This window comes from Asanoa ishikariensis (genome assembly GCF_900107455.1).
In the GTDB taxonomy this organism is placed as follows: domain Bacteria; phylum Actinomycetota; class Actinomycetes; order Mycobacteriales; family Micromonosporaceae; genus Asanoa; species Asanoa ishikariensis.
Genome location: NZ_FNQB01000001.1, coordinates 227,385 through 251,368 on the forward strand (window position 1 = coordinate 227,385; position 23,984 = coordinate 251,368).

A 23,984-nucleotide genomic window follows, 5' to 3' on the forward strand; every position below is an offset into this window, starting at 1 on the left:
TTAACAAGGGGCCCTTCCTATGCGGAAAGCGATAACAAGGGGCCCTTGCTTAGCTTCGTAGGGCGGTGCGGCCGGTGAAGGCGATGCTCGCCAACAGGAAGCCGCCGTTGATGACCGTGAACGCGGCCAGCAGCCAGATGGTCCATTGTGGAACCAGGAGCAGCACCAGGCCGGCCACGAAGATGACCGCGCCGTAGTCGCGGACCAGCTTGACCAGCCGCACCGGCAGGGAGGTCGAGGTGACCATGCTGCCGCTGTTGGGGCCGGCCTGCATCACCGAGGTCACCAGGTTGACCATCCACGTGCCGGCGAACAGCGCGACCACCCACGAGGCGGTCGACGGGCGCTGGTCGACGGCCACCGCGGACAGCGCGGTGACGAGCGAGATCTGCACCGCGATGTCGCACAGCACGTCGACCCGGGCGCCGGCCGGGCTGGTCTGCCCCGCCACCCGGGCGAGTTGGCCGTCCGCACAGTCCAGGGCGTAGGCGAGCTGCCAGCCGACCAGCGCGACCAACCCGGCGATCCAGGTCGGCACGTCGGTCGACGCCAGCGCGACGACCGCCGCCGAGGTGGCCAGGCCGACCACCAGGTTGCCGGCGGTCAGGATCGTCGGTGGGACGCCCAGCCGGTAGGCGACCGCGGCGAACACCGCACCGACGCGCTGGCTCAGGCTCTCGCTGAACAGCCCGCCGCCCCGGTTGACGCGGTAGAACTCGGCGGCGCCGGGCGGCGTGGGCTCAGCCGACAAGGTCGCGGAGCGCATCGGCGTACCCCTCCACCCGGGTTTCGATCTCGGCCGGCGACATCGCCAGGTGCTCGAGGATCGTGTAGCGGTCCGGCCGGGTCGTCGGCGCGTGCGCGATCGCCAGCCCGAACTGCTGATCGGTCAGGCCCAGGTCGCCCGGCGCGACCGGCAGCCCGTGACGACGCAGGCAGGCCCCGAGCTGGGCGAACCGCTCCTGGTCGCCGCGCAGGTACGTGCAGAACAGCGCACCCAGGCCGACCTGCTCGCCGTGCGAGCCGGTGCCGGGGAACAGGTGGTCGATCGCGTGCGAGATCTCGTGGCAGCCACCGCTGGCCGGCCGCGACGACTCCGCGACCGCCATGGAGATGCCGCCCATGATCAACGCCTCGGCCAGCGTGGTCAGGAACGCGTCGTCGCCGATCTTGCCCGGGTGGTTGACCAGCGCCTCGGCGCCGCTGCGGGACAGTGCGACGGCCAGGCCGTCGATCGACTCGCCGCGCTCGCGGTGGGCCAGCTCCCAGTCGGCGACGGCGCTCAGGTTGGACAGCGCGTCGCCGATGCCGGCCTGGGTCTGCCGGTCGGGCCCGTTCTCGACGAAGTCGAGGTCGACCACGATCGCGAGCGGGATCTGGACGCCGTAGGAGCCGCGGCGACCGTCGAGGTCGAGCGAGGCGACCGGCGAGCAGATGCCGTCGTTGGCCAGGCTGGTGGCCACCGTGACCATCGGGATGCCCAGTCGGGTCGCGGCGTACTTGGTGGTGTCGATGGTCTTGCCGCCGCCGATGCCGACCACGGCGTCGTAGTTGCGCTGGCGCAGCCCCTGGCTCAGGTCCATGGCCGAGTCGACCGTGCCGCCACAGATGTGGAACATGTCCGCGTTGCCCAGCGACGGGCGCACGAGCTCGGCGATCCGCTCGCCCTGGCCGGGACCGACCACGACCGCGACGTCGCCGCCGCCGGAGATCCGCCGGTCGTGCAGCAGGGTGCCGAGCTCGGCGAGGGCGCCGCGGCGCACCTCGATGGCCAGCGGCGTGGTGACGGTGCGGGCTAGTAGTGGCATGCGATCTCCCGCGCCCGGGCCAGGTCGGCGTGGTTGTCGACCTCGACCCAGGGGATGTCGCCGATGGTCGCCGCCCGGACCTGCCCGCCGCGCTGCGCGTACTCCTGGTAGCCGTCCTCGTAGTAGAGGTTCGGGTCCCGTTTCCAGGTCGCTTCCAGCGCCTCCGCGAGGCCGGCGGCGGCCGACGCCTCGATCAGCGTCGCGCCGATGTACTCGCCGAACGCCTCGGCCGGGTCCATCAGCTTGGTGATCCGGGTGAGCTGGCCGTCGGCGTCGAAGGTGGTCTTCATCTCCTCGTCGGCGAGCTTCTTCACGTTGTCGACGGCGAGCAGCACGCCGGGACCGCGGTTGTCGAGCAGCGTCTGCTCGACCGAGACCGGGTGCACGGTGTCGCCGTTGACGAGCAGCGCCCCGCCCGCGAACTGGTCACGGGCCAGCCACAAGGAGTAGGCGTTGTTCCACTCCTCGGCCTTGTCGTTGTGCACCAGGTTCAGCGTGACGCCGTACCGTGACTCCAGGTCCGGCCGGCGCTTCTCGACTGTCTCGGCCGCGTAGCCGACCACGACGGCGATGTCGGTGAGCCCGACGGCGGCGAGGTTGCGCAGCGCGATGTCGAGGATGGTGGTCTCGCCGTCGACCGGCACGAGGGCCTTGGGCAGCGTGTCGGTATAGGGGCGCAGACGCCGGCCAGCGCCGGCTGCGAGCACGAGACCGATCATCCTGGAGCTTCCTCCACACATGCAGCAGATGTACGGGAAGAAAACTCTTCCCGACAGGGAGGATAGCGGTGCCGGCGGCTACAAGCCGATCTGGCGCAAAAGGTCGAAACCGCCCTCGACGACTCGGCGGAGTAGACCGCCGTCCATGTCCTGCTGGTCGTCGAACACGTCGAGCTCGTCGCGGGTGATCCACCGGAAGGCGGTGTGCTTGCCCGCCTCGAGGCGGGGCCGGGCGAGGTCGCCATCGACCCGGATCAGGAAGTCGGTCTCCAGCCGCTCGAACCCGTCGTTGCCTCGGTAGCGAAGCTCGGCGATGGTGCCGAGGACGATCGAGACGTGCCAGCCGGTCTCCTCGGTGACCTCGCGATAGAGCGCCTCCTCGACGCTCTCGCCCGGCTCGAGGTGGCCGCCCACGATGTCCCAGGTGTCCGGGAAGAGCTTGCGGGTCGGTGACCGGCGCTGGATGAACACCCGCCCGTCGTCGTCGACGATCACACCTGCCGCGCAGCGCATGGGTTCGACGGACACGGATCGAATCTAGCCAGCGCGGCTGGCCGCGGCTAGGTCGCGGGGGGTTCGTCGCGCTGGGTGCGCGGCGTGCCACGGCGTGCCGGGTCGGGGGGTGTCACCTGCTCCAGATGGGCGAGCACCTTGCCGGCGATGGTGGCCAACGCGGCCAGGTCGGTCGGGTCGAGCAGGTCGATGAAATGCCTCCGGACGGACGCGACGTGCAGCTTGGCGGCCGCCTGGATCGTGGCCCAGCCCTCGTCGGTGAGTACCACGGTGGCGCTGCGCCCGTCACTCGCGTAGTCGTCGCGGGTGACCAGGCCGCGTTGGTCCATCCGGCTCACGTGGTGCGAGAGCCGGCTGACCGACCATTTGATCTCGGCGGCGAGCTCACCGAGCCGCATCCGATGGTCGGGTGCGTCGGAGACGGTCGAGAGCACGTCGTAGTCGGCGTCCGAGAGCCCCGAGTCGGCGGCCAGGTCGCGGGTGATCTGGAGGTCGAGCAGCGTGCGCAGGCGCCGGTAGCCGAGCCACGCCCGCATCTCGTCGTCGGTCAGCCAGCGGGTCATGTGTTCAGCGTAGACAGTCTGCTTGACATGTCAAACAAGGCGCGCCTACTCTGTTTGACATGTCAAGCAGACTGCTCCGGCTCTTCGCCGGCCTGGTGCTCTTCGGGGTCAGCCTCGGCCTGATGGTGCGGGCTGACCTTGGCCTCGGTCCGTGGGACGTCTTCCACCAGGGCGTCGCCGACCGGATCGGCCTGTCCATCGGCCTGGTCGTCAACCTCACCGCCGTCGTCGTGCTGCTGCTGTGGATCCCGCTGCGGCAGCGGCCCGGCATCGGCACGGTCGCCAACGTCGTCGTGGTCGGGCTGGTCACCGACGGCACGCTGTGGCTGCTGCCCGACCTCGACGCCCTCGCGCCGCGGATCGCGCTGCTGGTCGCCGGCATCCTCGCCAACGCGGTCGCGACCGGCCTCTACGTCGGCGCCGGTCTCGGCCCCGGCCCGCGCGACGGGCTGATGACCGGCCTGGCCGCCCGCGGCCACTCGATCCGGCTGGTCCGCACCGGCATCGAGCTCGCCGTGCTGGCGATCGGCTTCCTGCTGGGCGGCTCGGTCGGGTTCGGCACCATCGCGTACGCCCTGGCCATCGGTCCGCTCGTCGGGGTCTTCCTGCCGAGGCTGACCATCGCGCCGCGCACCGCGGCGGAAGGAGAACCCGCATGATCCACTTTGGGCTGGACGTCCCGGCCACCACTGTCCCCGGCGAGCCTTCGGTCGACCCGGTTTCGGCTGCTTGCGCTGCCGAGGCCGCCGGGTTCGACTTCGTCTCGGCGTCCGATCACCCGTGCGGCACGGATCCCAGCTACGAGAACTGGACGATGCTGACCTGGATGCTCGCCAGCACCTCCCGGCTGCGGGTGCTGCCCCGGGTGCTGGGCATGCCCTACCGCAACCCGGCGATGGTGGCCAAGATGGCCGAGACGCTTGACCGGCTCTCCGGGGGCCGGCTGCTGCTCGGCCTGGGCGGCGGCTACTCCGACGACGAGTTCCGCGCGTTCGGGATCGGCGTGCCGTCGCCCCGGGACAAGGTCGACGGCCTCGACGAGGCGATCCAGGTGATCCGCGGGCTGTGGACGCAGCCGTCCTTCACGTTCGCCGGACGGATACATCGGACCGACGCGGCGACCATCGCTCCCCGGCCGGCCTCGCCGATCCCGATCTGGGTCGGCACCTTCGGCCCCCGCGCGCTGGCGGTCACCGGCCGGCTGGCCGACGGGTGGATCCCGTCGCTCGGCCACGCGCCGCCGGAGACCATCCCGGCGCTGCGCGACCGGATCGCCCGCGCCGCAGACGGCGCCGGACGCTCCATCGAGGAGATCACCTGCGGCTATCACCTGGACGTGCCAACCGGTGGTGCGGATGAGGTGGTCGAGACACTCCTGGGTTACGTGCGGCTGGGTTTCACCGCATTCAACTTCCGTGTCGACGGTGCCGACCGGGACGAGCGGGTCGACTGGCTCGGGACCGAAATCCTCCCGGTCGTACGACAGGCTGGCTGAACGCGCAAGTCTTGTAGTTCTGTCCCAGCAGGACCACTATGTCCGTACGGTGGCCTTCAAGGGGGATGTGTCATGCAGGTTCGTGATGCCATGTCCAAGCAGGTTCTGTTGGTGGGTCCCGAACACACGCTCCGGCAGGCCGCCAGCATGATGGCCTCCCGCCGAGTCGGGTCCGCCGTCGTCATCGATCCCGACGCCCAGGGCATCGGCATCATGACCGAACGCGACGTGCTCTACGCCATTGGCGCGAACCTCGACCCCGACACGGAAACGGTCGGCGGCCACATCACCTGGGACGTGGTCTACGCCGGTCCTGATTGGACCCTCGAGGACGCGGCGCTGGCGATGTCCCGCGGCGGCTTCCGACATCTGGTGGTGCTCGATGGCACCGAGGTGGTCGGGGTGGTCTCGGTCCGCGACATCATGCGGGTCTGGGCGGCCGACCGCGAGCGCGTCTAGCCCGTTCGGGGGCAGACTGGGGGCATGACGGGGCGCACGGTCCACGGCTCGACGACCGAGATGATCAAGGCGGTCGCGGCCGGCAGGCCTGTGCGCCAGCCGGATGCCGCGGACGACCCGCCCGGTGACCCGCTGTTGATCGACGGCGAGCGCTTCCGGATCGAGCGGATCGGGCGGCCCCTCGACTGGGTGATGCGCGCGCTCGGCGACGGCGCCGACGGGAGCCTGCCCTGGACGGTGCGGATGTGGCAGGGCGGGTTGCTCGACCGCCTGCCGCGCAGCGTCGATCACACGATCATGGGCATCGCCTGGGACCCGGCGACGGAGATCGCCGATCTGTTGGTACGCGACGAGCGGGCGCCCGTACCCCATGATCTCGATCTGGACGCCCACCGTGCCGTGCTCGACCACATGGCCGCCCTGCACGCGCGGTTCTGGCACTTCACCGACCCGGTCGGGCTGGCGCCGCCGGGTGCCCGCTACACCGCGCTCGCACCGGCGACGGGCATCCGTGAGGCCGGCGACGGCGCCGACGCGCTCGTGGTGGGTTGGGCCGCGCTCGCCGCCGACCAACCGGAGGCCCACGAGCTCGCCCTGTCCCTCGCCGTCGAACCGGCGCCGCTGCTGGCCGCCTTCGACGGGCTGCCGACCACCCTGGTCAACGGCGACTGGCGACTGGGCAACGCGCGGCCGGTCGACGCCGGGCACACCGTCCTGCTCGGCTGGGGCTGGGCGGGCATCGCCGGTAGCTGCGTCGACCTGGCCGGCTACCTGGCGCTCAACGCGGGCCGGCTGCCGGAGTCCAAGAACGCCACGATCGAGGCATTCCGCGCGGCGCTGCACCGGCACAAGGTCGATACCGCCGACTGGTGGGACCGCCAGCTCGAGCTCGCGCTGCTCGGCGCCTTCGTGCAACTGGGCTGGTCGAAGACCACCGACACGACAGAGCTGGCGTGGTGGATCGACCGTGTGGTCCCCACCGCCCGCACGCTGCCCACGTAGTGGACGGTCCTACGCTATTTAGTCATGACCGCTGCGCAGCTCATCTCCTTCGCCCGTGGGGCTCCCTCGCTGGACATCGTCGACATCGAGGGGCTCAAGGCCGCCGCCGTCCGTGCCTTCGACGCCGACCCGGGTGGTGTCACCGCATACGGCACGTCCGTCGGCTACCTTCCGCTGCGCAAGTGGATCGCCGACAAGCACGGCGTCGCGCCGGAGCAGGTGCTCGTGACCAACGGCTCGCTCCAGGCCGACGCGTTCCTCTTCGACCACCTGGTCGGCGCCGGTGACGCGGTCGTCGTGGAGCGGCCGACGTACGACCGCACCCTGCTGAACCTGCGCAACCAGGGCGGCGACGTGCACGCCGTGACCACCGGCGCCGACGGCATCGACGTGGACGAGCTGCGCAAGTTGCTGGAGTCGGGCGTGCGGCCCAAGCTCGCCCACATCATCCCGAACTACCAGAACCCGGCCGGCGTCACGCTCTCGCTGGAGAAGCGGCAGGCGCTGATCGGGCTCGCCGTCGAGTACGGCTTCACGATCTTCGAGGACGACCCGTACGCCGACATCCGGTTCCGCGGCGACGCGCTGCCGTCGATGCTGTCGCTGGACGACGCGGGCGTCGTCGTGCACGCGTCGAGCTTCACCAAGACGGTCTGCCCGGGTGTCCGGGTCGGCTACCTGGTCGGGCCGGCGCCGCTGATCGCGGATATCGCCAAGAAGGCCACCAACCTCTACATCTCGCCCAACATGGTCGCGCAGGGGATCGTCTACCAGTTCTGCGTCTCCGGCGACATCGAGCGGTCCATCGAGACCGTCTGCACCGCGCTCGCCGAGCGGGTGAGGGTGCTGGCCGGCGCGCTGCGCGAGCACATCCCGGGCGTCTCGTTCACCGAGCCGGAGGGCGGCTACTTCCTCTGGGTCGAGCTGCCCGACGATGTCGACGTCGACAAGCTCCTGCCGGCGGCGACCGCGCGCGGCGTGGCCGTGGTCAAGGGCAGCGACTTCCTGCTGGAAGGCGGCAAGCACGCACTGCGGCTGGCGTACTCGGCCGTGACCGTCGACGAGATCGACGAGGGCGTGCGTCGCCTGGCGGCGGCCATCAACGATATCCGCGGCTAATAAGGGCTTGTCAGGGGCACTCTGTCGGGTTCCCGACAGAGTGCCCCGTTCGTGTATCGAGGGGCAGCCCGGTCTGGGTCGACCGTGCACAATGCGAGCCACCGGTCGGTCTGTAGGCCAGAACCGACCCTTCAGCACTACCCCGCCCCCGATGGCGCCGGGTGGGCCGCTCGCACCCACCCCCCGACGCGGCCGGTCCACCCGGCGCCCTCCTCGGGTCCGCCCGTCCGCGGGCTCCGGCCCGCCCAGCCGCGATCATGACGTGATCCTGACGGCCTCCGGCCACCTTCCAGGCGTAACCTCCACCTCGGCCCATCCGGGTTGCCGGGTTCGGAGGGAGTCGTGTCGATGGCGAGTGACGCCGACAAGGCAAGTCAGGTTCGATCACGGACCAGGTCGTGGAGTGATCCCGTCCGGGCGATGACCCGCATCCTCGGTCCTGCCGAGCCGAAGCCGGTCCCAACGCCCGGTTTCACTGGCCGCGACAAGATCGTCGACTGCGCGCTGTACGTCGACGGGGTGCGCCAGCCTGGCGAGTGGACGCCCGAGGACGCGCTGCATGCCGCCCGCGAAGAGGTGGGCAGCGCCTTCGTCTGGGTCGGGCTGCACGAGCCGAGCCTGACCACGATGGCCGGCATCGCGGAGACGTTCGAGCTGCACGAGCTCGCCGTCGAAGACGCGGTGGCCGCCGAGCAGCGGCCCAAGCTGGAGCAGTTCGGTGAGATCAACTCGTTGGTGCTGCGGACCGCCCGTTATATGCGGCACACCGAGCTGACCGAGAACACCGAGGTCGTCGAGACCGGCCAGGTGATGTTGTTCATCGGGCCGGAGTTCGTGATCACCGTGCGGCACGGCGACGCGTGCAAGCTGGCGCCGGTGCGCGCCGGCCTCGAGAAGCGCAAGGAGCTGCTGGCGCAGGGCCCGTGGTCGGTCGCCTATGCGATCGCCGACCATGTCGTCGACCTCTACCTCGACGTCAGCGACCAGGTGGAGACCGACCTCGACGACCTGGAGAACCAGGTCTTCGCCCGTCAGGTGCACGGCCGGATCCAGCGGATCTACCAGATGAAGCGCGAGCTGGTCGAGTTCAAGCGGGCGGTGGTCCCGCTGCTGCGGCCGATCATGCAGCTCACCGAGTCGACCAACCGGCACGTACCCAAGGAGATCCGGCGCTTCTTCCGCGACGTGCAGGACCACCTGATCCGGGTCGCCGAGCAGGTCAACGGCTACGACGACCTGCTCAACTCGATCCTGCAGGCGCGCCTGGCGCAGGTCACGGTCGAGCAGAACAACGACATGCGCAAGATCGCGTCCTGGGCCGCCATCTTCGCCGTGGAGACCTTCATCGCGGGCATCTACGGGATGAACTTCCACAACATGCCCGAGCTCCGCTGGCAGTACGGCTATCCCGGCGCACTGACCCTGATGCTCGTCGCGGCGATCGTGCTGTACCGCTGGTTCCGCCGATCCGGCTGGCTTTAACCGCGAAAGAAGGGCCTCCCGAGTGGGAGGCCCTTCTTTTCAGTTCGTTCAGTTGCGGCCGTTGGGCGAGTTCAGGTGGTCGGTGCTGGCCGTCGGGTCGGTCGTCTGCGGGCTCTGGCTCGACGACGACAGGCGCTGACCGGCCTTGGTCTTGGCGGTCTCCGCCGCACCCTTGGCGGTCGCCGCGGCGCTGCGCACGGACGAGCGGGCCGCGTCGGCCGCGTCACCGAGCCGGCCGTGACTGTGCCCACGACCGCCACCGCCGGCGCCGGAGCGGGCCGCGTCCAGCGAGCGGCTCGGGTCGTACTCGTCCCACTGCTGCTGCCGACGCTTGCGCATGATCGCGGCGGCACCGAACGCGGCGCCGGCGACCAGGATCGCGGCAACGATCGGCCAACGGCGTCCGGACGATGACGACGACTCGACCATCTTGGCGGCGCGCTTGCCGTTGCCGTTTCCGTTGCGCCGAGAGCGGCGGACGGCCTTCGCGGCGTCTCGCGCGTTGTGGCCTGCCGTCGACGCCAGCGGCCGGAGCGACGAGCGGGTCGTCTCCCAGGTGCCGCGGGTCGTCTCCCAGCCGGTGCCGGCCATGTCGCGGGCCCGCGTCGCGGACGGAACGACGAAGTCACGGGCGGCGTCGACGCGCGGCCGGACGGCCGTGGTCACCCCGCCGGCAGCGTGACCCGCGGCCGCCTTGAGATGCTCGAAGCTGTCACCGAGCTCGGTACGGACCAACTCCGCGTGAGTTCTCCGCCGGATACCAAACACCAGACCCCCACCTTCCTGGGCGTAGTTCCTCCTGCATCCTCCACCTTTGGACGTGTCCGCATTGCCGGAACGGGCACATGGGAGGATCGAACTGAAACTCACCGACGATGGAGGAGTACCCGTGGCTGAGACCCTTTACGCCACCCTGCACACGAACCGCGGCCCGATCCGTCTGGAGCTGTTCCCGAACCACGCGCCGAAGACCGTGCGTAACTTCGTGGAGCTCTCCGAGGGGACCCGCGACTACGTGGACCCGCGTACCGGGCAGAAGGGCAACGGTCCCTACTACGACGGCACCATCTCGCACCGGGTGATTTCCGGCTTCATGGTCCAGATGGGCGACCCGACCGGCACCGGTCGCGGCGGCCCGGGCTACGAGTTCGGCGACGAGTTCCACCCGGAGCTGCGCTTCGACCGCCCGTACCTGCTGGCCATGGCCAACGCCGGCCCGGGCACCAACGGCTCGCAGTTCTTCATCACCGTTGGCCCGACCCCGCACCTGAACAACCGCCACACGATCTTCGGCCAGGTCGCCGACCAGGATTCGGCCAAGGTCGTCGACGCGATCGCCAACACCCCGACCAGCCACGGCGACAAGCCGCTGGACGACGTGGTGATCGAGCGGGTCGAGATCCAGCGGGTCGACAGCTGATAGACGAAGCCAGGTACCTTTCTTGGCATGAATGAATCGCCCCCGACGGCGGCGCCAGTCTGCTATCGCCACCCGTCGCGGGAGACGTGGGTGCGTTGCACGCGATGTGAGCGCCCGATATGCCCAGATTGCATGCGCGAGGCCTCGGTCGGGCATCAGTGCCCGGAGTGCGTCGCGGAAGGTCGCCGGACTCAGCGGTCGGCGCGCACCGCCTTCGGAGGCAGTGCCGCCGGCCGTCACGGCTATGTGACCATCGCGCTGATCAGCCTCAACCTGCTGGCCGCGCTCATCGGCCTGGCCTTCTACGGCCTGGACACGCTGATCCCCCGCGGCGGCCTGTTCACCGGCACGACCCAGCTACAGGCGTTCGGCGGGGTCATCGGGCCGTCGTTCCAGTTCCCGACGAACGGGGGCTGGGTCAACTACACCGGCGTGTACGACGGCGGCTACTACCGCTTGATCACCGGGGTCTTCCTGCACTACGGGATCATCCACCTGCTCTTCAACATGTGGGCCCTGTGGGCGGTCGGTCGTTCGCTGGAGGCCGCCCTCGGCCCCATCCGCTACGGGGCCCTCTACCTGCTCGCCGGCATCGGCGGCAGCGTCGCGGCACTGCTGGCCGACCCCAACTCGCTCACGGCGGGCGCCTCGGGCGCGCTGTGGGGCCTGTTCGTGGCGTTCTTCGTCGTCCTACGCAAGCTCGGACGCAGCACGTCCTCGATCGTCGGCCTGTTGGTGATCAACCTGTTCATCACCTTCACGCTGCCCGGCATCTCCTGGGCGGGCCACCTCGGCGGCGGCCTGGCCGGCGGCGTGGTGGCCGCTGTCCTGGTCTACGCCCCACGCGCGAACCGCACGCTCATCCAGGTGTCCGGCTGCATCCTCATCTTCGTGGCGCTGGTGGGGCTGACCCTGAGCGCCAGTTCGTTCTAGACCCGCACGGCTTCCAGGGCCTCGGCGACCTCTTCCACGGGGGCGCCGAGGTCGTTGCGGCTGAAGATGTGCACCGAGTCGCCGGCGTCGATCTCCAGCGTCTCGTTGCGTACCCCCGCGTGCCCGCGCCGATCCACGGAGATCTTCTCCACCGCCGACCAGGGGATGTGCCGCCGCCGGGCGAAGCCGGTGAGCACCGTGAGCCCGGTCGGGTCGGCGGCCAGCCGCTCGGGCGCCAGCAGGTCCCGGAATCCCCAGATGGCCAGCCCGGCCCCGGCCACGCTGGCCACGGCCACCGCCACGGCGTCGGTGGCGAACACCGCCGCCAGCACCACCAGCAACACGGCGCCCGTGAGCTTGAGGGTCGGCAGGGCGGGCCGAACGCGCCAGCGAGTCGTCACCGCACAAGCATCCCAGCCAGGGTGGGCCCGAGCACGACGTAGGATTCGGGCAAGGCTCACGTTACCGGGGAGTAATCATGCGGGACGCGGTCATCGTCGGTGCGGTCAGGACGCCGGTCGGACGCCGAAAGGGCGGTCTGTCGGGCGTACACCCGGTGGATCTTTCGGCCCATGCCCTTCGTGCCCTGGCCGAGCGGCTCGCCCTGGACCCGGCTGAGGTCGACGACGTGGTCTGGGGCTGTGTCTCGCAGGTCGGTGACCAGTCCTGGAACGTGGCCCGCGGCGCGGTCCTCGCGGCCGGCTGGCCCGAGTCGGTGCCGGGCACGACGCTCGACCGGCAGTGCGGCTCCAGCCAGCAGGCGATCCACTTCGCGGCGGCGGCGGTAATCGCCGGCCAGAGCGACCTGGTGGTCGCCGGCGGCGTCGAGTCGATGAGCCGGGTGCCGATGGGCTCGAGCATCGGTGCCGGCAACGCGTTCGGCGACCTGGTGCGCGCCCGCTACCGCGACCACGAGGGCTTCGCCGCCGACGACCCGGTGCCGTTCAGCCAGGGTGTCGGCGCGGAGACGATGGCCGCCCGGTGGGGCTTCGACCGTGCGCGGCTCGACGGCTACGCCCTGGCCAGCCACGAGAAGGCGGCCGCCGCGCAGGACGCCGGCCTGTTCGACGCCGAGATCGCGCCTGTGGCCACCGCCGACGGCGGCAAGGTCGCGGCCGACGAGGGTGTGCGGCGCGACACCTCCCTGGCCAAGCTGGGCGAGCTCAAGACCCCGTTCAAGGCCGACGGCGTGGTGACCGCGGGTTCCGCGTCACAGATTTCCGACGGTGCCGCGGCGCTGGCGGTGACGACGAGCGAGTGGGCGGCCCGGCACGGCCTGCGGCCGCTGGCCCGGATCCACACCGCGGTGGTCGCCGCGGACGACCCGGTGGTGATGTTGACCGCGCCGATCCCGGCCACCGCCAAGGCGCTGCGCCGCGCCGGGTTGGGCATCGAGGAGATCGGCGTGTACGAGGTCAACGAGGCGTTCGCCCCGGTGCCGCTGGCGTGGCTGGCCGAGACCGAGGCCGACCCGGCCCGCCTCAACCCGCGTGGCGGCGCGATCGCGATCGGCCACCCGTTGGGCGGCTCCGGCGCGCGGATCATGACGACGATGCTGCATCACATGCGGGACAACGGAATCCGCTACGGCCTGCAGACCATGTGCGAGGGCGGCGGCATGGCGAACGCGACGATTGTCGAGGCACTATAAGGGTTACTGTCCACTTTTAGGGCAATGATCCTAATGGAGGTTTAAGGAAGTCGGCATAGGGAAGCCGCGACCCTCCAGCGAGCAGCGTCGTTGTGACTGGCATGGACGTCTTCTCCCGTACGTTCCTGCCAGCCGCCGCGGAAGCCGGTGTGGCTATCCCCACCGTCAGCCGCCACATGCCGGTCTTCCGGCGCTGTGTAGCCGCCGACGATGCCGCCGCGCTGGTGGCCCGGTGCACCCGCGCCGACCGCCCCGCGCAGGGCGAGTACCTGATGCTTTTGACCTACCGTCGCCTGGTCGTGACCCACGAGTCGCGGATGCTGCACCGCCTCCGGCTGCATCTGAACACGGAACTGGGTCACCTGGGCAACGTGACGTGGAACCCCGATCCGCGGCTGTCCGCGGTTGAGTTGGCGGCCACGGCCGTCGACGGGGTTCGGGAGCGATTCTGGATCCGGGTCGGTCACGCCAAGCAGGTGTGGCACCTGGACGCGCTGCTGAGCCACGTCTTCCGCCCGCGCACTGCCCGCGCGGGAGTCGGGACGGCGGCCGGGGCTGGTGCCCCGGCCGCCACCCGCGATGCGCTGCGCCGCGACACCGGGGCGTGGGAAACGCTGGGCCGCTCGCGGCACGCCGTCGCGGTGGCTTTCTAACCTTCCTCTTACATCGCCTGGTACGCCGGTCGGCCATGATGGGCCGGTGGCAGATGGCCTGGTGCTCGTCGTCGAAGACGAACGGGCGATCGCGGACCTGATCCGGCTCTACCTGAGCCGGGACGGGTTCGGCGTGCACGTCGAGCACGACGGCGAGGCCGGTCTGGCAGCGGCCCGCCGGGTGCGCCCGGTGGCCTGCGTGCTCGACATCGCCCTGCCGGGCCTGTCCGGCACCGAAATCTGCCGGCGCCTGCGCGAGGGCGGCGACTGGACCCCGGTCATCTTCCTGACCGCCCGCGACGACGAGGTCGACCGGATCGTCGGCCTGGAACTCGGCGCCGACGACTACATCACCAAGCCGTTCTCGCCCCGCGAGCTGGTCGCCCGCCTGCGCGCGGTGCTGCGGCGGGCCTCGGGCGGCGTGGCCGCCGCGGCCGAGCGTCCGCGCACGGTCGGCCCGCTGACCCTGGACCCGGGCCGCCGCAGCGTCACCGTCGCCGACGTGCCGGTGCAGCTCACCTCCACCGAGTTCGACCTGCTGGCGCACCTGGCCGGGCGACCCGGACGGGTGTTCACCCGCGAGGAGCTGCTCGCCGCCGTCTGGGGGTACGCCGCGCATTCGGGCACCCGCACCGTCGACGTGCATATCGCCCAGGTGCGCGGCAAGCTCGGCGCTGCCGGCGCGCTGATCCGCACCCACCGCGGCGTCGGGTACGCGATCGATGCCTAGGACCCTGACTGCCCGCGCCGCTCTGGTCGGCTGTGCCGTCGCTGTCGTGTCCGTGCTGGTGACGGCGCTGGTCGCGATTCCGTTGGCGGCGCGCACGGTGGAGGCGCGTACGCGCGAGTCACTGGCCGCCGAGGCCACCGTGGTGGCGGCCGCACTGCGGGCCACCCCCCGCCCGGCCGGCGACCAGAAGCTGCTGGACGCGTTGCGCAACCGGGACATCTCGCTGTTCGTGCTCCGCCGGGGCGTACCGGACCAACCGGGCCTGCCACCGGCGGTGCTGGAGCAGGTGACCGACGGCTCGTTCTCCGGCCGCGCGGTCGTCGGCGGCGTCCCGTCCCTTGTGGAGGCGCGCCCGATCAACAACAACGGCAACGCGGTGGTGCTGACCCACCCGCGGGCCACCGGCATCTGGCGGGCGATCGGCCAGAACCTGTGGCTGGCGCTGCTCGCGGGCCTGGCCGCCGGCGTACTGGCCGGGGTCCTACTGGGCAGCCGGCTGGCCCGCCCGATCCGCAACGCCGCTCTGGCCGCGAGGCGCCTCGGCGGTGGCGAACGCGGCGTCCGGGTGCCGGTCGAGCCTCCGCAGGAGGTGGAGTCGCTGGCACACGCGCTCAACGGGCTGGCCGAAGCACTGTCCACAAGTGAGGGCCGACAACGGGACTTCCTGCTGTCCGTCTCGCACGAGCTACGTACGCCGCTGACCACGATCCGCGGCTACGCCGAGGCGCTGTCGGACGGCGTGATCGAGGGCGACGGCGCCGCCCGGGCGGGCCGCACGGTGCTGGCCGAGGCGGAACGCCTGGACCGACTGGTCACCGACCTGCTGGCCCTGGCCCGCCTGGACGCGGTCGACTTCCCGCTGACCCCGCTGCCGGTCGACCTCACGGCGATCGTGGCCGAAACCGCCAACACCTGGCGCCCTCGTTGCGCGGCGGCCGGCGTCACCCTGGTCGTGGAGGCGCCGGCGTTCCCGGTGCCGGCCTTCACCGACCCGGGCCGCACCCGCCAGATCCTCGACGGCCTGCTGGAGAACGCCTTGCGGGTGGTCCCGGCCGGCGCCCCGATCGTGCTGGCCACCCGCCCGGGCTCCTTCCTCGAGGTCCGCGACGGCGGCCCCGGCTTCACCGAGGACGACCTGCCGCTGGTCTTCGAACGCGGTGCCCTACGCCAGCGCTACGACGGAGTCCGCAAGGGCGGCAGCGGCCTCGGTCTGGCCCTGGTGCACGGCCTGGTCCGCCGCCTGGGCGGCCAGATCGAAGCCGGACATGCCCCGGAAGGCGGCGCCCGCTTCACGATCACGCTGCCGCCACAGCCTTACGAAGCCCTTACCTTCGCCTGATCGCTCCCTCGTGGTCGTCGCTCATCGTGGGTGCTGACAGAGCAGAGAGGGAGACCATGAGGCGTTGGCTTGCGGGAATCGGTCTGGTCGCGGTTGTCGGGCTCGGCCTGACGGGCTGTGGGGCCGTGGGTGGTGCACCGGCCGGCGACGACGCCGGGGTCGAGGTGTCGGCCGGGATGGGTGTCGAGGGGCAGGCGTTGGTCGCGATGGGGTTCGACCCCGACGAGATCACGCCGGCTGAGCTCGCGCAGTTGAAGGCCGTGGCGCCCAGTGCCTCGCCTTCGCCCGGGGAAAAGGGCAAGGACCGGGAGCGCGGCAAGCGGCTCAAGGCGCGGGTGCTGCTGCGGAAGAACACGCTGCACGGCGAGGCGGTCGTCAAGACCAAGGACGGCGGTACGCAGACCGTGCTCGTGCAGCGTGGGCAGGTCACGGCCGTCGACGGGGACTCGCTCACCGTCAAGAGCAGCGACGGGTTCACCATCACCTGGTCGTTCGCCGACGATCTGCGCGTCGTCGAACGGCGTAACTCCATCCAGGCCGACGAGCTCGCCGTGGGTGACCAGGTCGGGGTGGCCGGCACCAAGGACGGCGACGGCGGCGCCGCGCGGCTGGTCGTCATCCCGCGCGAGAAATGAGAGAAGTCGGGGCTCCCGAGAACCGGGGGCCCCGACACCACTCAGTACACCCGGTCGCCGATGAAGTCGTCGTGGCCGTAGCCGACCGGGTTCGGGAAGTTGCGGGACTCGAAGGACCACTGCTGCCGGGTGCTCGACCCGCAGTTGGCCAGCCGCAGGCGCGGCGTGCCCAGCAGCGGGCTGTCGAAGGCCAGGCACAGGGCGCTGTTGCCGGCCGCCTTGATCTGGTTGCCGGCGAACACCCATTTCTGGTTGGCGCCGCCCGTGCAGTTGTAGATGTTGACCGCCGTGTTCGCGGTCAGCGAGCCGCCCGAGACGTCCAGGCAGCGGTCGTGCGAGAGCTCACTGTGCAGCGACTGCCGCGCCGGGTCGTACCAGAAGCCCTGGTTGCGGCCGCCGTGGCAGGCGTACGACTGCTGCGCCGTGCTGTTTCGCGAGTCGTAGCCCTTGCCGTCGACGCACTTTCCGGTGCCGGCGTTGCGTAGTTGCTTGAACTCCAGCAGCCCGCCGACCAGCGTGCCGTGGCCGGTGCTGGCCTGGTCGACACAGGTGGCCTGCGGCAGCGCGGACGCCACGAACGCGGTCATGCACTCGGCGAACATGCCGTGGCCGCGGGCGTTGGGGTGGAACGACTGGCGTGCGGCGTTCTCGTTCCAGATCCCGACCTCGATGTACAGGCCGCGGACGCTGGTGTTGTCGGTGCACACCTCGTGGCCGTGGAACAGCCGGCTGGCGTCGAGGTAGCGGGTGCCGGTGTTGACCGCCGCCTGGCGCAGGCCGCGCTCGAACAGCGGGACGGCCTTGTTGCGGGCGAACGCCGCGTCGGCGAGATAGAGCAGGCAACCGCCGGAGTACCAGCCGGGGAAGTTGGGGTTGTCCTCGACGTCGGGGCTGCCGGGGCTCGGGTAGGACTGCAGGACGAGCTCGTAGTCGGCGGCCAGGTAACCGGCCGCGGTCATCGTGGCGCGGATGCTGCGCAGCGCGTCTTCGACCGCCGCCCGAGTGCCTTCGACCCGGGTCGTCCACACATCCGTGTACGTCGGGTAGCAGGCGCCCTGGAAGAACACCCGGCGGATCGCGCAGTCGGTGGCCACGGGGCCGAACTGGATCGTCCCGTCGCCGTTGGCGCCGGCCACCACCCAGATCAGCTTGACGCGGGTGTTCCGCGCTTTGATCGCCAGGTTGTCGCCCTGGTTGAGCTCGTTCCACTGGGTCGGACCGCCGGCGATCAGGTTCCACGGTGTGGCACCCGAGCAGGCGATGTTGAACTGGGTGTCGGACGCGATGCCGGTGCGGAACACCGCCTGGTCGTACGACCGGTCGCACCAGTTGCCGTCCTGGTGTGTGCCGGGGACGTAGTTGCCGACGCCTTCGCCGGAGATCTCGCTGTCACCCATGGTGACCAGCGCGGTCTTGCGCTCTTCGAGAGGGCGGACGGCGGGGCTGCCGTAAAGCGTGGTCGCTTCGGCGGCGCGGATCGCTTCGAGGTTGGCCGGCAGCGGCTGGACGGGCGGACGGTCGGCCGCGCCGGCGGTGCTTCCGGTCGCGACGAGGGACGGGAGGACGAGGCCCGCGACGAGCGCCGCGGCGGCGAGGGTACGCCGCAGTGGCACCCGGAGCGCGTTGCCTGGCAACCCTTTGCGGGAGTCGAGCATCGACGCACTCCTTTCGGCTCAATCGGAAGGTATCGATTGAGTTACCGGAGAGTAGCCTGATGAACCCGCATATGTGAATAGTCCTCAGGTGATTGGCCGAGCCCTATCGGGGGAACGGCTGGATGGGCGAAGGACGATCTTCAAACGGAGCCGGTAGGCTGGTGCGGATTTGTCGTCCGCCCTGGAGATTCCGTTGAAGCTCTCGATCCTCATGCCGGTCTACAACGAGGAAGAACGCATCGCGGAGGCGCTCAAGCAGGCGCTCGCGGTCGAGTACCCGTGCGAGATCGAACTGGTCGTGGTCAACGACGGCAGTCGTGACGGCACCGGTGCGATCCTCGACGGCGCTGCCGATGACGCGCGCCTACGGGTCATCACGCACCCCCGCAACGCGGGCAAGGGTGCGGCGATCAAAACCGCGGTCGACAGCGCGAACGGTGACTACATGGTCATCCTCGACGCCGACCTCGAGTACGACCCCCTGGACATCCCGAAGCTGCTCGACCCGGTCCTCGACGGGCGCGCCAAGGTTGTCTACGGCAATCGGACCTTCGGCAGCCACAGCGCCTACAGCTTCTGGTACGTGATGGGCAACAAGGCCGTCACCACCGCCGCGAACGTCCTCTTCAACTCCTACATCGGTGACCTGGAGACCTGCTTCAAGCTGCTTCCGGTCTCGCTCTACCGGTCACTGGAGATCAAGTCGCGAGGCTTCGGCATGGAAGCCGAAGTGACCGGCAAGCTCCTGCGCCGCAAGATCCGGCCCTACGAGGTGCCGATCAGCTACCGGGCTCGTGGTCGTGAAGAGGGCAAGAAGATCACCTGGAAAGACGGCGTCGAAGCACTGTGGATCCTGGGCCGCGAGCGCGCCCGCAAGCGCTGACCACCGACGCGCTCACCATCGGTGAGCTGTCCGAGCGCTCCGGCGTCGCACCGTCCGCGCTGCGCTACTACGAGCGGCTGGGGCTGATCCGCGCCGGCCGCACCAGCGGCAACCAGCGCCGCTACGACCGTGCAGAGCTGCGCCGGGTGGCCTTCATCCGGATCGCGCAGCAGGTCGGTGTGACGCTGGACGAGATCGCCGCCGCGCTGGCCGAGCTGCCCGACAACCGCACGCCGACCCGGGCCGACTGGAGCCACCTCTCCGCACTCTGGCGCACCCGGTTGGACGAGCGCATCGCGTTGCTCGAGGAGCTGCGCGACGACCTCTCCGAGTGCATCGGCTGCGGCTGCCTGTCCATGCAGCGTTGCCAGCTCTACAACGCCGGTGACCGGCTGTCGGCCGACGGCAGCGGCCCGCAACTGTTGCTGCGGCGGGCCGCCCGCCGGGTCACGAAGGATTGACCAGCAGCACCTTGCCGATGTGCTCGTTCTCCTCGACCACCCGGTGCGCGTCGGCGGCGCGCGCCATCGGGAGCCGCCGGTCGATCACGGGACGGATCCGGCCGGCTTCGATCAACGGCCACACCGTCTCGCGTACGCCGGCGATGATCGCGGTCTTCTCCGCCGCCGGACGGGCCCGCAGCGTGGTCGCGGAGATCGAGCCGCGCTTGGCCATCAGCTTGCGGAAGTCGAGCTCGGCCCGCCGGCCACCCTGGGTGCCGATGGTCGCGATCCGCCCGTTGCTGGCCAGCGCCGCGATGTTTCGGTCCAGATAGGACGCGGCGATGATGTCGAGGATTACGTCGGCGCCACCGAGGCCCTGGGTGACCTCGACGAAATCCTCGGTGGAGTAGTCGATGACGTGGTCGGCACCGAGCGCCAGCAACGCCTCGTGCTTCACCTTGCGTGCCGTGGTGATCACGCGGGCGCCGAGCGCCTTGCCGAGCTGGATGGCGAACGTGCCGATCCCGCTGGATCCACCATGGACCAACAACGTCTCGCCCTCGGCCAGCCGCGCACCGCGCACCACATTGGACCAGACCGTGCAGGCCACCTCGGGCAGCCCGGCGGCCTCGTCGAGCGCCACGCCGGCGGGCACCGGCAGCAGATGGTCGGCGGGCACGGCGACCCGCTGCGCGTAGCCGCCCCCGGACAGCAGCGCACACACGGGTTCGCCGTCGAGCAGCCCGGCGCACTCCAGCCCCGGATAGGGCGAGGAGCCGGGCGGCGGGTTGTAGTGCCCTTGGCGTTGCAGCAGGTCAGCCCGGTTGACCGCGGACGCGACGACCTCTACCAGGACCTCGCCCGGCCCCGCCGTCGGATCCGGCACCTCCGCCCAGGTGAGCACCTCGGGTCCGCCCGGCTCGTGGATCGTTATCGCGCGCATGCCCTTTCTTACCCTGTCCTGGGGCGCATGGCAGACTTGACCCCGCGTCCAGGAGGGTTCGCCTAGTGGCCGATGGCGCTGGTCTTGAAAACCGGTAAGGCAGCGATGTCTTCGTGGGTTCGAATCCCACACCCTCCGCTCCGGCTCCTCAGCGTGGCCTGCGCGCCACCGCGAAGACCGACTGGCCGAACGGTGGCCGGACCCGTTGCTCGACCGCCTTGGTCGCGGGCAGCACCAGCTTGTCGTAGAACTTGACCATCGCGCCTTCCTTCGGCGTGAGCCGGAAGACGCTCGTGGCCATGTAGTAGCCGATGAGCCCGAGCGCGTTCGTGTAGTTGATCCGTTCGACCCGCAGGTCGGCGCGCTGCATGACCCGGGCCAGCGACCTGATCGTGTAGCGCCGGACGTGGCCGGTGGCGATGTCCACCGGGCTCATCGCGAACGGGAACGCCGGCACGATGATGACCACCGCGCCGCCCGGCCGGACCAGCCGGCCCATGCTCTGCAGCGCGCGGCGGTCGTCCTCGATGTGTTCGAGCACGTTGTACGAGACCGCCGCCGTGTACGCCCCGTCGACCTCGCTGGGCAGCAGCATCTGGCGCACTTCGATGTCGGTGTGGCCGGCCAGCCGATCCTTGAGCGCGATCAGCCGGTCCGGATCGGCCTCGGTCGCCGTGAACCGGGCAGTGTGTGGTGCCCACTCGAGCGCGTAGTCGCCGAGTCCACTCCCGATCTCGATCGGGTTGCTGCCCAGATAGGGCTGTGCCAGTTCGGCGAACCAGCGCCGGTGGTTGACCGCTGTGGCCAAGCCTTCGAGTACCTCGGACTGGACTTGTTGATCCCCGGTGATCTCGGCCATCTGTCGCCTCCCCCGGTAGGGACAGTTACCTCGATGGAACGTGAGAGCCCTTCCCTATTGGTTACGGTATGAAAACCTAGGTCGGATGTGTCAGAGATCCGGTGATTTGCCGGTCTGCCACGGAAACCCCTGACAGGCGGTGGAGGAGCCGATGGCGGTGGGTGGGATAGGCGAGACCGACACGTCGGATCTGCCTCGGGTGGCCGATGTGGCGCCTGTGACCGACCGCCGGTCGCGCTGGCTGCGGCTCATGCGGCGCGGGCCGGCCCAAGATCTGGCCGCCGTGGCCACCTATGTCCTACTTGCCTTCTGGGCGACCTACCGGATCTGGCTGCACCCCACCTGGGGCCTCGCCGCCAACCGCGCCGACCAGGCCTTCTTCGAGTGGATGCTCGGGCACGGCGCCCTGGTCGCCACCGGCCAGGCGTCACCGTTCTTCTCGGACCAGATGAACGCGCCGGTCGGCATCAACCTGATGGCCAACACCTCGGTGCTCGGCATCTCGATTCCGCTGACCCCGGTGACCCTGCTGTTCGGCCCGCACGTCGCCTTCAACGTCTTCCTCACCGGCGCGCTGATCCTCACGGCGGTGGCCTGGTACCTGGTGCTGTCCCGCTACCTGCTCAAGCGCCGGTTCGCGGCCTGGATCGGCGCCGGGTTCTGCGCGTTCGCGCCCGGGATGATCTCCCAGGCCAACGGCCATCCCAACCTGGTCGCCCAGTTCCTCGTGCCGGTGCTGATCTGGCGCACGCTGGAGCTGCGCCGCCCGCGCTGGCTCCGCAACGGCGTCCTGCTCGGCGTCGTGGTCATCTGGCAGGCGTTCATCAACCTGGAGATCCTGTTCATGACCGCCGTCGGCCTGGTGATCTTCCTGGCCGTAGCCGCGGCGATCCGCTGGCGGGAGGCCCGGGCCACCTGGCGACCCTTCCTGTTCGGGTCGCTGGTCGCGGTCGGCGTCGCCCTGGCGGCCCTCTGGTATCCGATCGCCATGCTGCTCACGGGACCCCAGTCCTACAGCGGCCTGCCGTACGAGGTCCGTGGCTACGGCGCCGACCTCGCGGCGTACGTCGGCCTGTCCCGCGAGTCCCTGCTGGGCTCCATGGACTCCGCCCGGGGGCTGGCGCAGAACGCCGCGGAGGAGAACTCCTTCTTCGGCTGGCCGCTGGTCGTGCTCACGGTCGTGGTGGTGGTCGCGTTGCGGCGCAGCGCGGCGGCGATCGGGCTGTTCGTGGTCGGCGTCGTCTTCGCCTACCTCTCGCTCGGCCCGGTGGTGCGGCTGCACGGCTCGCCGACGGGTCTGCCGTCGCTGTGGCAGTCGCTGCACGACGTGCCGGTGCTGAGCTCGGCGGTGCCGACCCGGTGGGCGCTGGCCGTCACCCCGATCGTCGGGCTCCTGCTGGCGCTGGGCGTCGCGGCGGCGCAGCAGCGTTCAGACGTGCTGCGCGGGAGGGCGTTGATCGCGTTCCGGGCGGTCGGGGCGGCGGTGCTGCTCGTGGCGCTGGTGCCGATCGCGCCGACCGCGCTGCCGGCGACCAAGTTGTCCGACACGCCGTTGTTCGTCTCGTCGGGGACGTGGGCGCGGTATGCCGCCGGGGGCAAGAGCATCGTCTTCGTGCCCATGCCGACCTCCGGGGTCAACGACCCCATCCGCTGGTCGGCCATGACGATGACCCGGATGCCGCTGGCCGGTGGCTACTTCCTGGCACCGGTCGGCCCCGAGCGGATCGCGAACTTCACGTCGGAGTTCCGGCCCACCAACTACTACCTGCGGTACGTGAGCCGCACCGGCCGGGTCCCGTCCGCCGCGCCGGGGACCCGGGCCAACGCACTGGCCGACCTGTCCTACTGGAACGCCGGCGCGGTGGTCGTGCCCAAACGCCGAGACTCGACGCTGTGGGTCAAGACCTTGACCGAGTTGTACGGCGTACCGCCGCAGAAGGTCTCCGACGTCTGGCTCTGGGACCCGGCGACGCTAGCTCGCTGAGCGGCCGCGCTGCTTGACCGGCGGACGTTGCATGGCCGCCACGAGTGCTGCGGGATCAGGCGGGTCCGGCAGCGGGCTCGGGTTGTCGGTGCGCAGAGCGTCGAGGGCCAGCGCGAGGAACCGGGGTGCGCTGCTGGGCACCTCGGCGCCGACCGTCCGGATGATCGCGGCGTTGGCGATGAGCAGCAGGGGCACATCCTCGGGTACGAAGTCCGCGCGCAGCGTGCCCTGGGCCTTGGCGGCCCGGATCAGCCGGTTCTGGGTGGCGTACAGCCGGTTGCGGAGCGTTTCCAGGGCGCCCGAGGCCGGGAGGGTCAGGGTGAGCACGTCGGTGACGGTGGCGTCCTCGGCCTGGATGGCGCAGAGCTGTTCCAAATAGCTGCGGAAGGCTTCCCACGGGTCGTCGATCAACCGGGCCTCCTCGGCGGCGGCCAGGTAGCGCCCGGCCCGCTCAAGAAAGACGGCCTCGACGAGCTCGGTGCGGTCGGGGAAGCGGCGGTAGAGCGTGCCGATCCCGACGCCGGCCTCCTTGGCGATCTCCTCGACCGGTGCGTGCACGCCCTGGGCCGCGAAGACCCGCCGGGCGGCGTCGATGATCCGTTGCCGGTTGCGTTCGGCGTCCGCGCGGAGCCGTGTGCTCACTTCAGCAGCCTATCGAAAACGGAACTCTGACCTCCCTTTAAAATTTAGTTGCTG

27 protein-coding genes and 1 tRNA gene are annotated in these 23,984 nt (G+C 70.4%); 17 read left to right on the top strand and 11 right to left on the bottom strand.

Features of this window, described 5'->3' with window-relative positions:
* Nucleotides 1-49: 49 nt before the first annotated feature.
* The 5 genes from BLV39_RS01070 to BLV39_RS01090 form a co-directional block, all read right to left on the bottom strand.
* Nucleotides 50-766: a CDP-alcohol phosphatidyltransferase family protein gene (locus BLV39_RS01070; RefSeq protein ID WP_090786148.1), complete on the bottom strand. Its 717-nt coding sequence runs from the start codon at nucleotides 764-766 to the stop codon at nucleotides 50-52.
* Nucleotides 741-1,808 (bottom strand): iron-containing alcohol dehydrogenase family protein, encoded by a 1,068-nt coding sequence (locus tag BLV39_RS01075; RefSeq protein ID WP_090786150.1) that lies wholly within the window; start codon nucleotides 1,806-1,808, stop codon nucleotides 741-743. The genes BLV39_RS01070 and BLV39_RS01075 overlap by 26 nt, the downstream gene beginning before the upstream one ends.
* Nucleotides 1,796-2,527 carry a phosphocholine cytidylyltransferase family protein gene (locus BLV39_RS01080; RefSeq protein WP_090786152.1) on the bottom strand — a complete coding sequence of 244 codons (732 nt, stop codon included), beginning with the start codon at nucleotides 2,525-2,527 and terminating at the stop codon, nucleotides 1,796-1,798. Before BLV39_RS01080 ends, BLV39_RS01075 begins: the two co-directional genes overlap by 13 nt.
* 78 nt (nucleotides 2,528-2,605) lie before the next feature.
* Complete coding sequence (locus tag BLV39_RS01085) at nucleotides 2,606-3,055, bottom strand: NUDIX hydrolase (RefSeq protein ID WP_239084092.1); 450 nt, start codon at nucleotides 3,053-3,055, stop codon at nucleotides 2,606-2,608.
* A gap of 32 nt (nucleotides 3,056-3,087) precedes the next feature.
* The gene (locus BLV39_RS01090) at nucleotides 3,088-3,603 is read right to left on the bottom strand and encodes a MarR family winged helix-turn-helix transcriptional regulator (RefSeq protein ID WP_090786156.1); all 516 of its coding nucleotides are present in this window, start codon (nucleotides 3,601-3,603) and stop codon (nucleotides 3,088-3,090) included.
* Between the two features lie 59 nt (nucleotides 3,604-3,662).
* Here BLV39_RS01090 and yczE point away from each other — a divergent pair, with 59 nt between their 5' ends.
* The 6 genes from yczE (at nucleotide 3,663) to corA (ending at nucleotide 9,160) form a co-directional block, all read left to right on the top strand.
* The gene (gene yczE / locus BLV39_RS01095) at nucleotides 3,663-4,262 is read left to right on the top strand and encodes a membrane protein YczE (RefSeq protein WP_090786158.1); all 600 of its coding nucleotides are present in this window, start codon (nucleotides 3,663-3,665) and stop codon (nucleotides 4,260-4,262) included.
* Complete coding sequence (locus BLV39_RS01100) at nucleotides 4,259-5,098, top strand: LLM class flavin-dependent oxidoreductase (RefSeq protein ID WP_090786159.1); 840 nt, start codon at nucleotides 4,259-4,261, stop codon at nucleotides 5,096-5,098. The genes yczE and BLV39_RS01100 overlap by 4 nt, the downstream gene beginning before the upstream one ends.
* Before the next feature lie 72 nt (nucleotides 5,099-5,170).
* Nucleotides 5,171-5,557, top strand: a complete 387-nt coding sequence (locus tag BLV39_RS01105) for a CBS domain-containing protein (protein ID WP_090786161.1) — start codon at nucleotides 5,171-5,173, stop codon at nucleotides 5,555-5,557.
* Between the two features lie 24 nt (nucleotides 5,558-5,581).
* The gene (locus BLV39_RS01110; protein WP_090786163.1) at nucleotides 5,582-6,559 is read left to right on the top strand and encodes a hypothetical protein; all 978 of its coding nucleotides are present in this window, start codon (nucleotides 5,582-5,584) and stop codon (nucleotides 6,557-6,559) included.
* A gap of 24 nt (nucleotides 6,560-6,583) precedes the next feature.
* Nucleotides 6,584-7,678, top strand: a complete 1,095-nt coding sequence (locus BLV39_RS01115) for an aminotransferase-like domain-containing protein (RefSeq protein WP_090786165.1) — start codon at nucleotides 6,584-6,586, stop codon at nucleotides 7,676-7,678.
* A 420-nt stretch (nucleotides 7,679-8,098) separates the two neighbouring features.
* Nucleotides 8,099-9,160 carry a magnesium/cobalt transporter CorA gene (corA, locus tag BLV39_RS01120; protein ID WP_373315442.1) on the top strand — a complete coding sequence of 354 codons (1,062 nt, stop codon included), beginning with the start codon at nucleotides 8,099-8,101 and terminating at the stop codon, nucleotides 9,158-9,160.
* Between the two features lie 48 nt (nucleotides 9,161-9,208).
* Here corA and BLV39_RS01125 read toward each other — a convergent pair whose 3' ends face one another.
* Complete coding sequence (locus BLV39_RS01125) at nucleotides 9,209-9,895, bottom strand: hypothetical protein (protein WP_090786167.1); 687 nt, start codon at nucleotides 9,893-9,895, stop codon at nucleotides 9,209-9,211.
* Between the two features lie 154 nt (nucleotides 9,896-10,049).
* Here BLV39_RS01125 and BLV39_RS01130 point away from each other — a divergent pair, with 154 nt between their 5' ends.
* Nucleotides 10,050-10,580 carry a peptidylprolyl isomerase gene (locus BLV39_RS01130; RefSeq protein WP_090786169.1) on the top strand — a complete coding sequence of 177 codons (531 nt, stop codon included), beginning with the start codon at nucleotides 10,050-10,052 and terminating at the stop codon, nucleotides 10,578-10,580.
* 27 nt (nucleotides 10,581-10,607) lie between these two features.
* Nucleotides 10,608-11,513 (top strand): rhomboid family intramembrane serine protease, encoded by a 906-nt coding sequence (locus BLV39_RS01135; protein WP_090786171.1) that lies wholly within the window; start codon nucleotides 10,608-10,610, stop codon nucleotides 11,511-11,513.
* On the opposite strand, the gene BLV39_RS01140 is transcribed toward BLV39_RS01135, so the two are convergent.
* Nucleotides 11,510-11,914 carry a PH domain-containing protein gene (locus BLV39_RS01140; RefSeq protein ID WP_090786173.1) on the bottom strand — a complete coding sequence of 135 codons (405 nt, stop codon included), beginning with the start codon at nucleotides 11,912-11,914 and terminating at the stop codon, nucleotides 11,510-11,512. The two genes, BLV39_RS01135 and BLV39_RS01140, sit on opposite strands and share 4 nt — an antisense overlap.
* A gap of 77 nt (nucleotides 11,915-11,991) precedes the next feature.
* Here BLV39_RS01140 and BLV39_RS01145 point away from each other — a divergent pair, with 77 nt between their 5' ends.
* From BLV39_RS01145 to BLV39_RS01165, 5 genes are all read left to right on the top strand, one after another.
* Complete coding sequence (locus BLV39_RS01145; protein ID WP_090786175.1) at nucleotides 11,992-13,164, top strand: thiolase family protein; 1,173 nt, start codon at nucleotides 11,992-11,994, stop codon at nucleotides 13,162-13,164.
* Between the two features lie 101 nt (nucleotides 13,165-13,265).
* On the top strand, nucleotides 13,266-13,817 hold the full coding sequence (locus tag BLV39_RS01150; protein ID WP_239084096.1) for a hypothetical protein: 552 nt from the start codon (nucleotides 13,266-13,268) through the stop codon (nucleotides 13,815-13,817).
* 46 nt (nucleotides 13,818-13,863) lie between these two features.
* Entirely contained in the window at nucleotides 13,864-14,547 is a 684-nt protein-coding gene (locus BLV39_RS01155; RefSeq protein WP_239084091.1) for a response regulator transcription factor, read from the top strand.
* A complete protein-coding gene (locus tag BLV39_RS01160; RefSeq protein WP_090786178.1) occupies nucleotides 14,540-15,886 on the top strand; it encodes a sensor histidine kinase in 1,347 nt (448 codons plus the stop codon). Before BLV39_RS01155 ends, BLV39_RS01160 begins: the two co-directional genes overlap by 8 nt.
* A 56-nt stretch (nucleotides 15,887-15,942) precedes the next feature.
* Nucleotides 15,943-16,521 (top strand): hypothetical protein, encoded by a 579-nt coding sequence (locus tag BLV39_RS01165; protein WP_090786179.1) that lies wholly within the window; start codon nucleotides 15,943-15,945, stop codon nucleotides 16,519-16,521.
* 41 nt (nucleotides 16,522-16,562) lie between these two features.
* Here BLV39_RS01165 and BLV39_RS01170 read toward each other — a convergent pair whose 3' ends face one another.
* On the bottom strand, nucleotides 16,563-18,176 hold the full coding sequence (locus BLV39_RS01170; protein ID WP_090786181.1) for a ricin-type beta-trefoil lectin domain protein: 1,614 nt from the start codon (nucleotides 18,174-18,176) through the stop codon (nucleotides 16,563-16,565).
* A 193-nt stretch (nucleotides 18,177-18,369) separates the two neighbouring features.
* Here BLV39_RS01170 and BLV39_RS01175 point away from each other — a divergent pair, with 193 nt between their 5' ends.
* Entirely contained in the window at nucleotides 18,370-19,059 is a 690-nt protein-coding gene (locus BLV39_RS01175; protein ID WP_090791000.1) for a glycosyltransferase family 2 protein, read from the top strand.
* On the top strand, nucleotides 19,023-19,520 hold the full coding sequence (gene soxR, locus BLV39_RS01180) for a redox-sensitive transcriptional activator SoxR (protein ID WP_275414349.1): 498 nt from the start codon (nucleotides 19,023-19,025) through the stop codon (nucleotides 19,518-19,520). Before BLV39_RS01175 ends, soxR begins: the two co-directional genes overlap by 37 nt.
* On the opposite strand, the gene BLV39_RS01185 is transcribed toward soxR, so the two are convergent.
* Nucleotides 19,507-20,445 carry an NAD(P)H-quinone oxidoreductase gene (locus tag BLV39_RS01185; protein ID WP_090786183.1) on the bottom strand — a complete coding sequence of 313 codons (939 nt, stop codon included), beginning with the start codon at nucleotides 20,443-20,445 and terminating at the stop codon, nucleotides 19,507-19,509. The two genes, soxR and BLV39_RS01185, sit on opposite strands and share 14 nt — an antisense overlap.
* A gap of 51 nt (nucleotides 20,446-20,496) precedes the next feature.
* Here BLV39_RS01185 and BLV39_RS01190 point away from each other — a divergent pair.
* A tRNA-Ser gene (locus tag BLV39_RS01190) sits at nucleotides 20,497-20,583 on the top strand.
* A 10-nt stretch (nucleotides 20,584-20,593) separates the two neighbouring features.
* On the opposite strand, the gene BLV39_RS01195 is transcribed toward BLV39_RS01190, so the two are convergent.
* Complete coding sequence (locus BLV39_RS01195) at nucleotides 20,594-21,304, bottom strand: class I SAM-dependent methyltransferase (RefSeq protein ID WP_090786185.1); 711 nt, start codon at nucleotides 21,302-21,304, stop codon at nucleotides 20,594-20,596.
* Nucleotides 21,305-21,512: 208 nt separating this feature from the next.
* Between BLV39_RS01195 and BLV39_RS01200 the strand changes: the two genes are divergently transcribed.
* On the top strand, nucleotides 21,513-23,288 hold the full coding sequence (locus BLV39_RS01200; protein WP_239084090.1) for a DUF6311 domain-containing protein: 1,776 nt from the start codon (nucleotides 21,513-21,515) through the stop codon (nucleotides 23,286-23,288).
* On the opposite strand, the gene BLV39_RS01205 is transcribed toward BLV39_RS01200, so the two are convergent.
* Nucleotides 23,277-23,930, bottom strand: a complete 654-nt coding sequence (locus BLV39_RS01205) for a TetR/AcrR family transcriptional regulator (protein ID WP_090786188.1) — start codon at nucleotides 23,928-23,930, stop codon at nucleotides 23,277-23,279. The genes BLV39_RS01200 and BLV39_RS01205 overlap by 12 nt on opposite strands.
* Nucleotides 23,931-23,984 lie beyond the last annotated feature (54 nt).

What these genes read in the sequence shown, in the direction of transcription:
- BLV39_RS01195 (WP_090786185.1), bottom strand. Translation starts at nt 21,304, where the DNA reads ATGGCCGAGATCACCGGGGATCAACAAGTCCAGTCCGAGGTACTCGAA.
- BLV39_RS01160 (WP_090786178.1), top strand. Translation starts at nt 14,540, where the DNA reads ATGCCTAGGACCCTGACTGCCCGCGCCGCTCTGGTCGGCTGTGCCGTC.
- BLV39_RS01115 (WP_090786165.1), top strand. Translation starts at nt 6,584, where the DNA reads ATGACCGCTGCGCAGCTCATCTCCTTCGCCCGTGGGGCTCCCTCGCTG.
- BLV39_RS01145 (WP_090786175.1), top strand. Translation starts at nt 11,992, where the DNA reads ATGCGGGACGCGGTCATCGTCGGTGCGGTCAGGACGCCGGTCGGACGC.
- BLV39_RS01090 (WP_090786156.1), bottom strand. Translation starts at nt 3,603, where the DNA reads ATGACCCGCTGGCTGACCGACGACGAGATGCGGGCGTGGCTCGGCTAC.
- BLV39_RS01075 (WP_090786150.1), bottom strand. Translation starts at nt 1,808, where the DNA reads ATGCCACTACTAGCCCGCACCGTCACCACGCCGCTGGCCATCGAGGTG.
- BLV39_RS01070 (WP_090786148.1), bottom strand. Translation starts at nt 766, where the DNA reads ATGCGCTCCGCGACCTTGTCGGCTGAGCCCACGCCGCCCGGCGCCGCC.
- BLV39_RS01135 (WP_090786171.1), top strand. Translation starts at nt 10,608, where the DNA reads ATGAATGAATCGCCCCCGACGGCGGCGCCAGTCTGCTATCGCCACCCG.
- BLV39_RS01080 (WP_090786152.1), bottom strand. Translation starts at nt 2,527, where the DNA reads ATGATCGGTCTCGTGCTCGCAGCCGGCGCTGGCCGGCGTCTGCGCCCC.
- BLV39_RS01110 (WP_090786163.1), top strand. Translation starts at nt 5,582, where the DNA reads ATGACGGGGCGCACGGTCCACGGCTCGACGACCGAGATGATCAAGGCG.
- BLV39_RS01185 (WP_090786183.1), bottom strand. Translation starts at nt 20,445, where the DNA reads ATGCGCGCGATAACGATCCACGAGCCGGGCGGACCCGAGGTGCTCACC.
- BLV39_RS01100 (WP_090786159.1), top strand. Translation starts at nt 4,259, where the DNA reads ATGATCCACTTTGGGCTGGACGTCCCGGCCACCACTGTCCCCGGCGAG.
- yczE (WP_090786158.1), top strand. Translation starts at nt 3,663, where the DNA reads ATGTCAAGCAGACTGCTCCGGCTCTTCGCCGGCCTGGTGCTCTTCGGG.
- corA (WP_373315442.1), top strand. Translation starts at nt 8,099, where the DNA reads ATGACCCGCATCCTCGGTCCTGCCGAGCCGAAGCCGGTCCCAACGCCC.
- BLV39_RS01165 (WP_090786179.1), top strand. Translation starts at nt 15,943, where the DNA reads ATGAGGCGTTGGCTTGCGGGAATCGGTCTGGTCGCGGTTGTCGGGCTC.
- BLV39_RS01105 (WP_090786161.1), top strand. Translation starts at nt 5,171, where the DNA reads ATGCAGGTTCGTGATGCCATGTCCAAGCAGGTTCTGTTGGTGGGTCCC.
- BLV39_RS01170 (WP_090786181.1), bottom strand. Translation starts at nt 18,176, where the DNA reads ATGCTCGACTCCCGCAAAGGGTTGCCAGGCAACGCGCTCCGGGTGCCA.
- BLV39_RS01150 (WP_239084096.1), top strand. Translation starts at nt 13,266, where the DNA reads ATGGACGTCTTCTCCCGTACGTTCCTGCCAGCCGCCGCGGAAGCCGGT.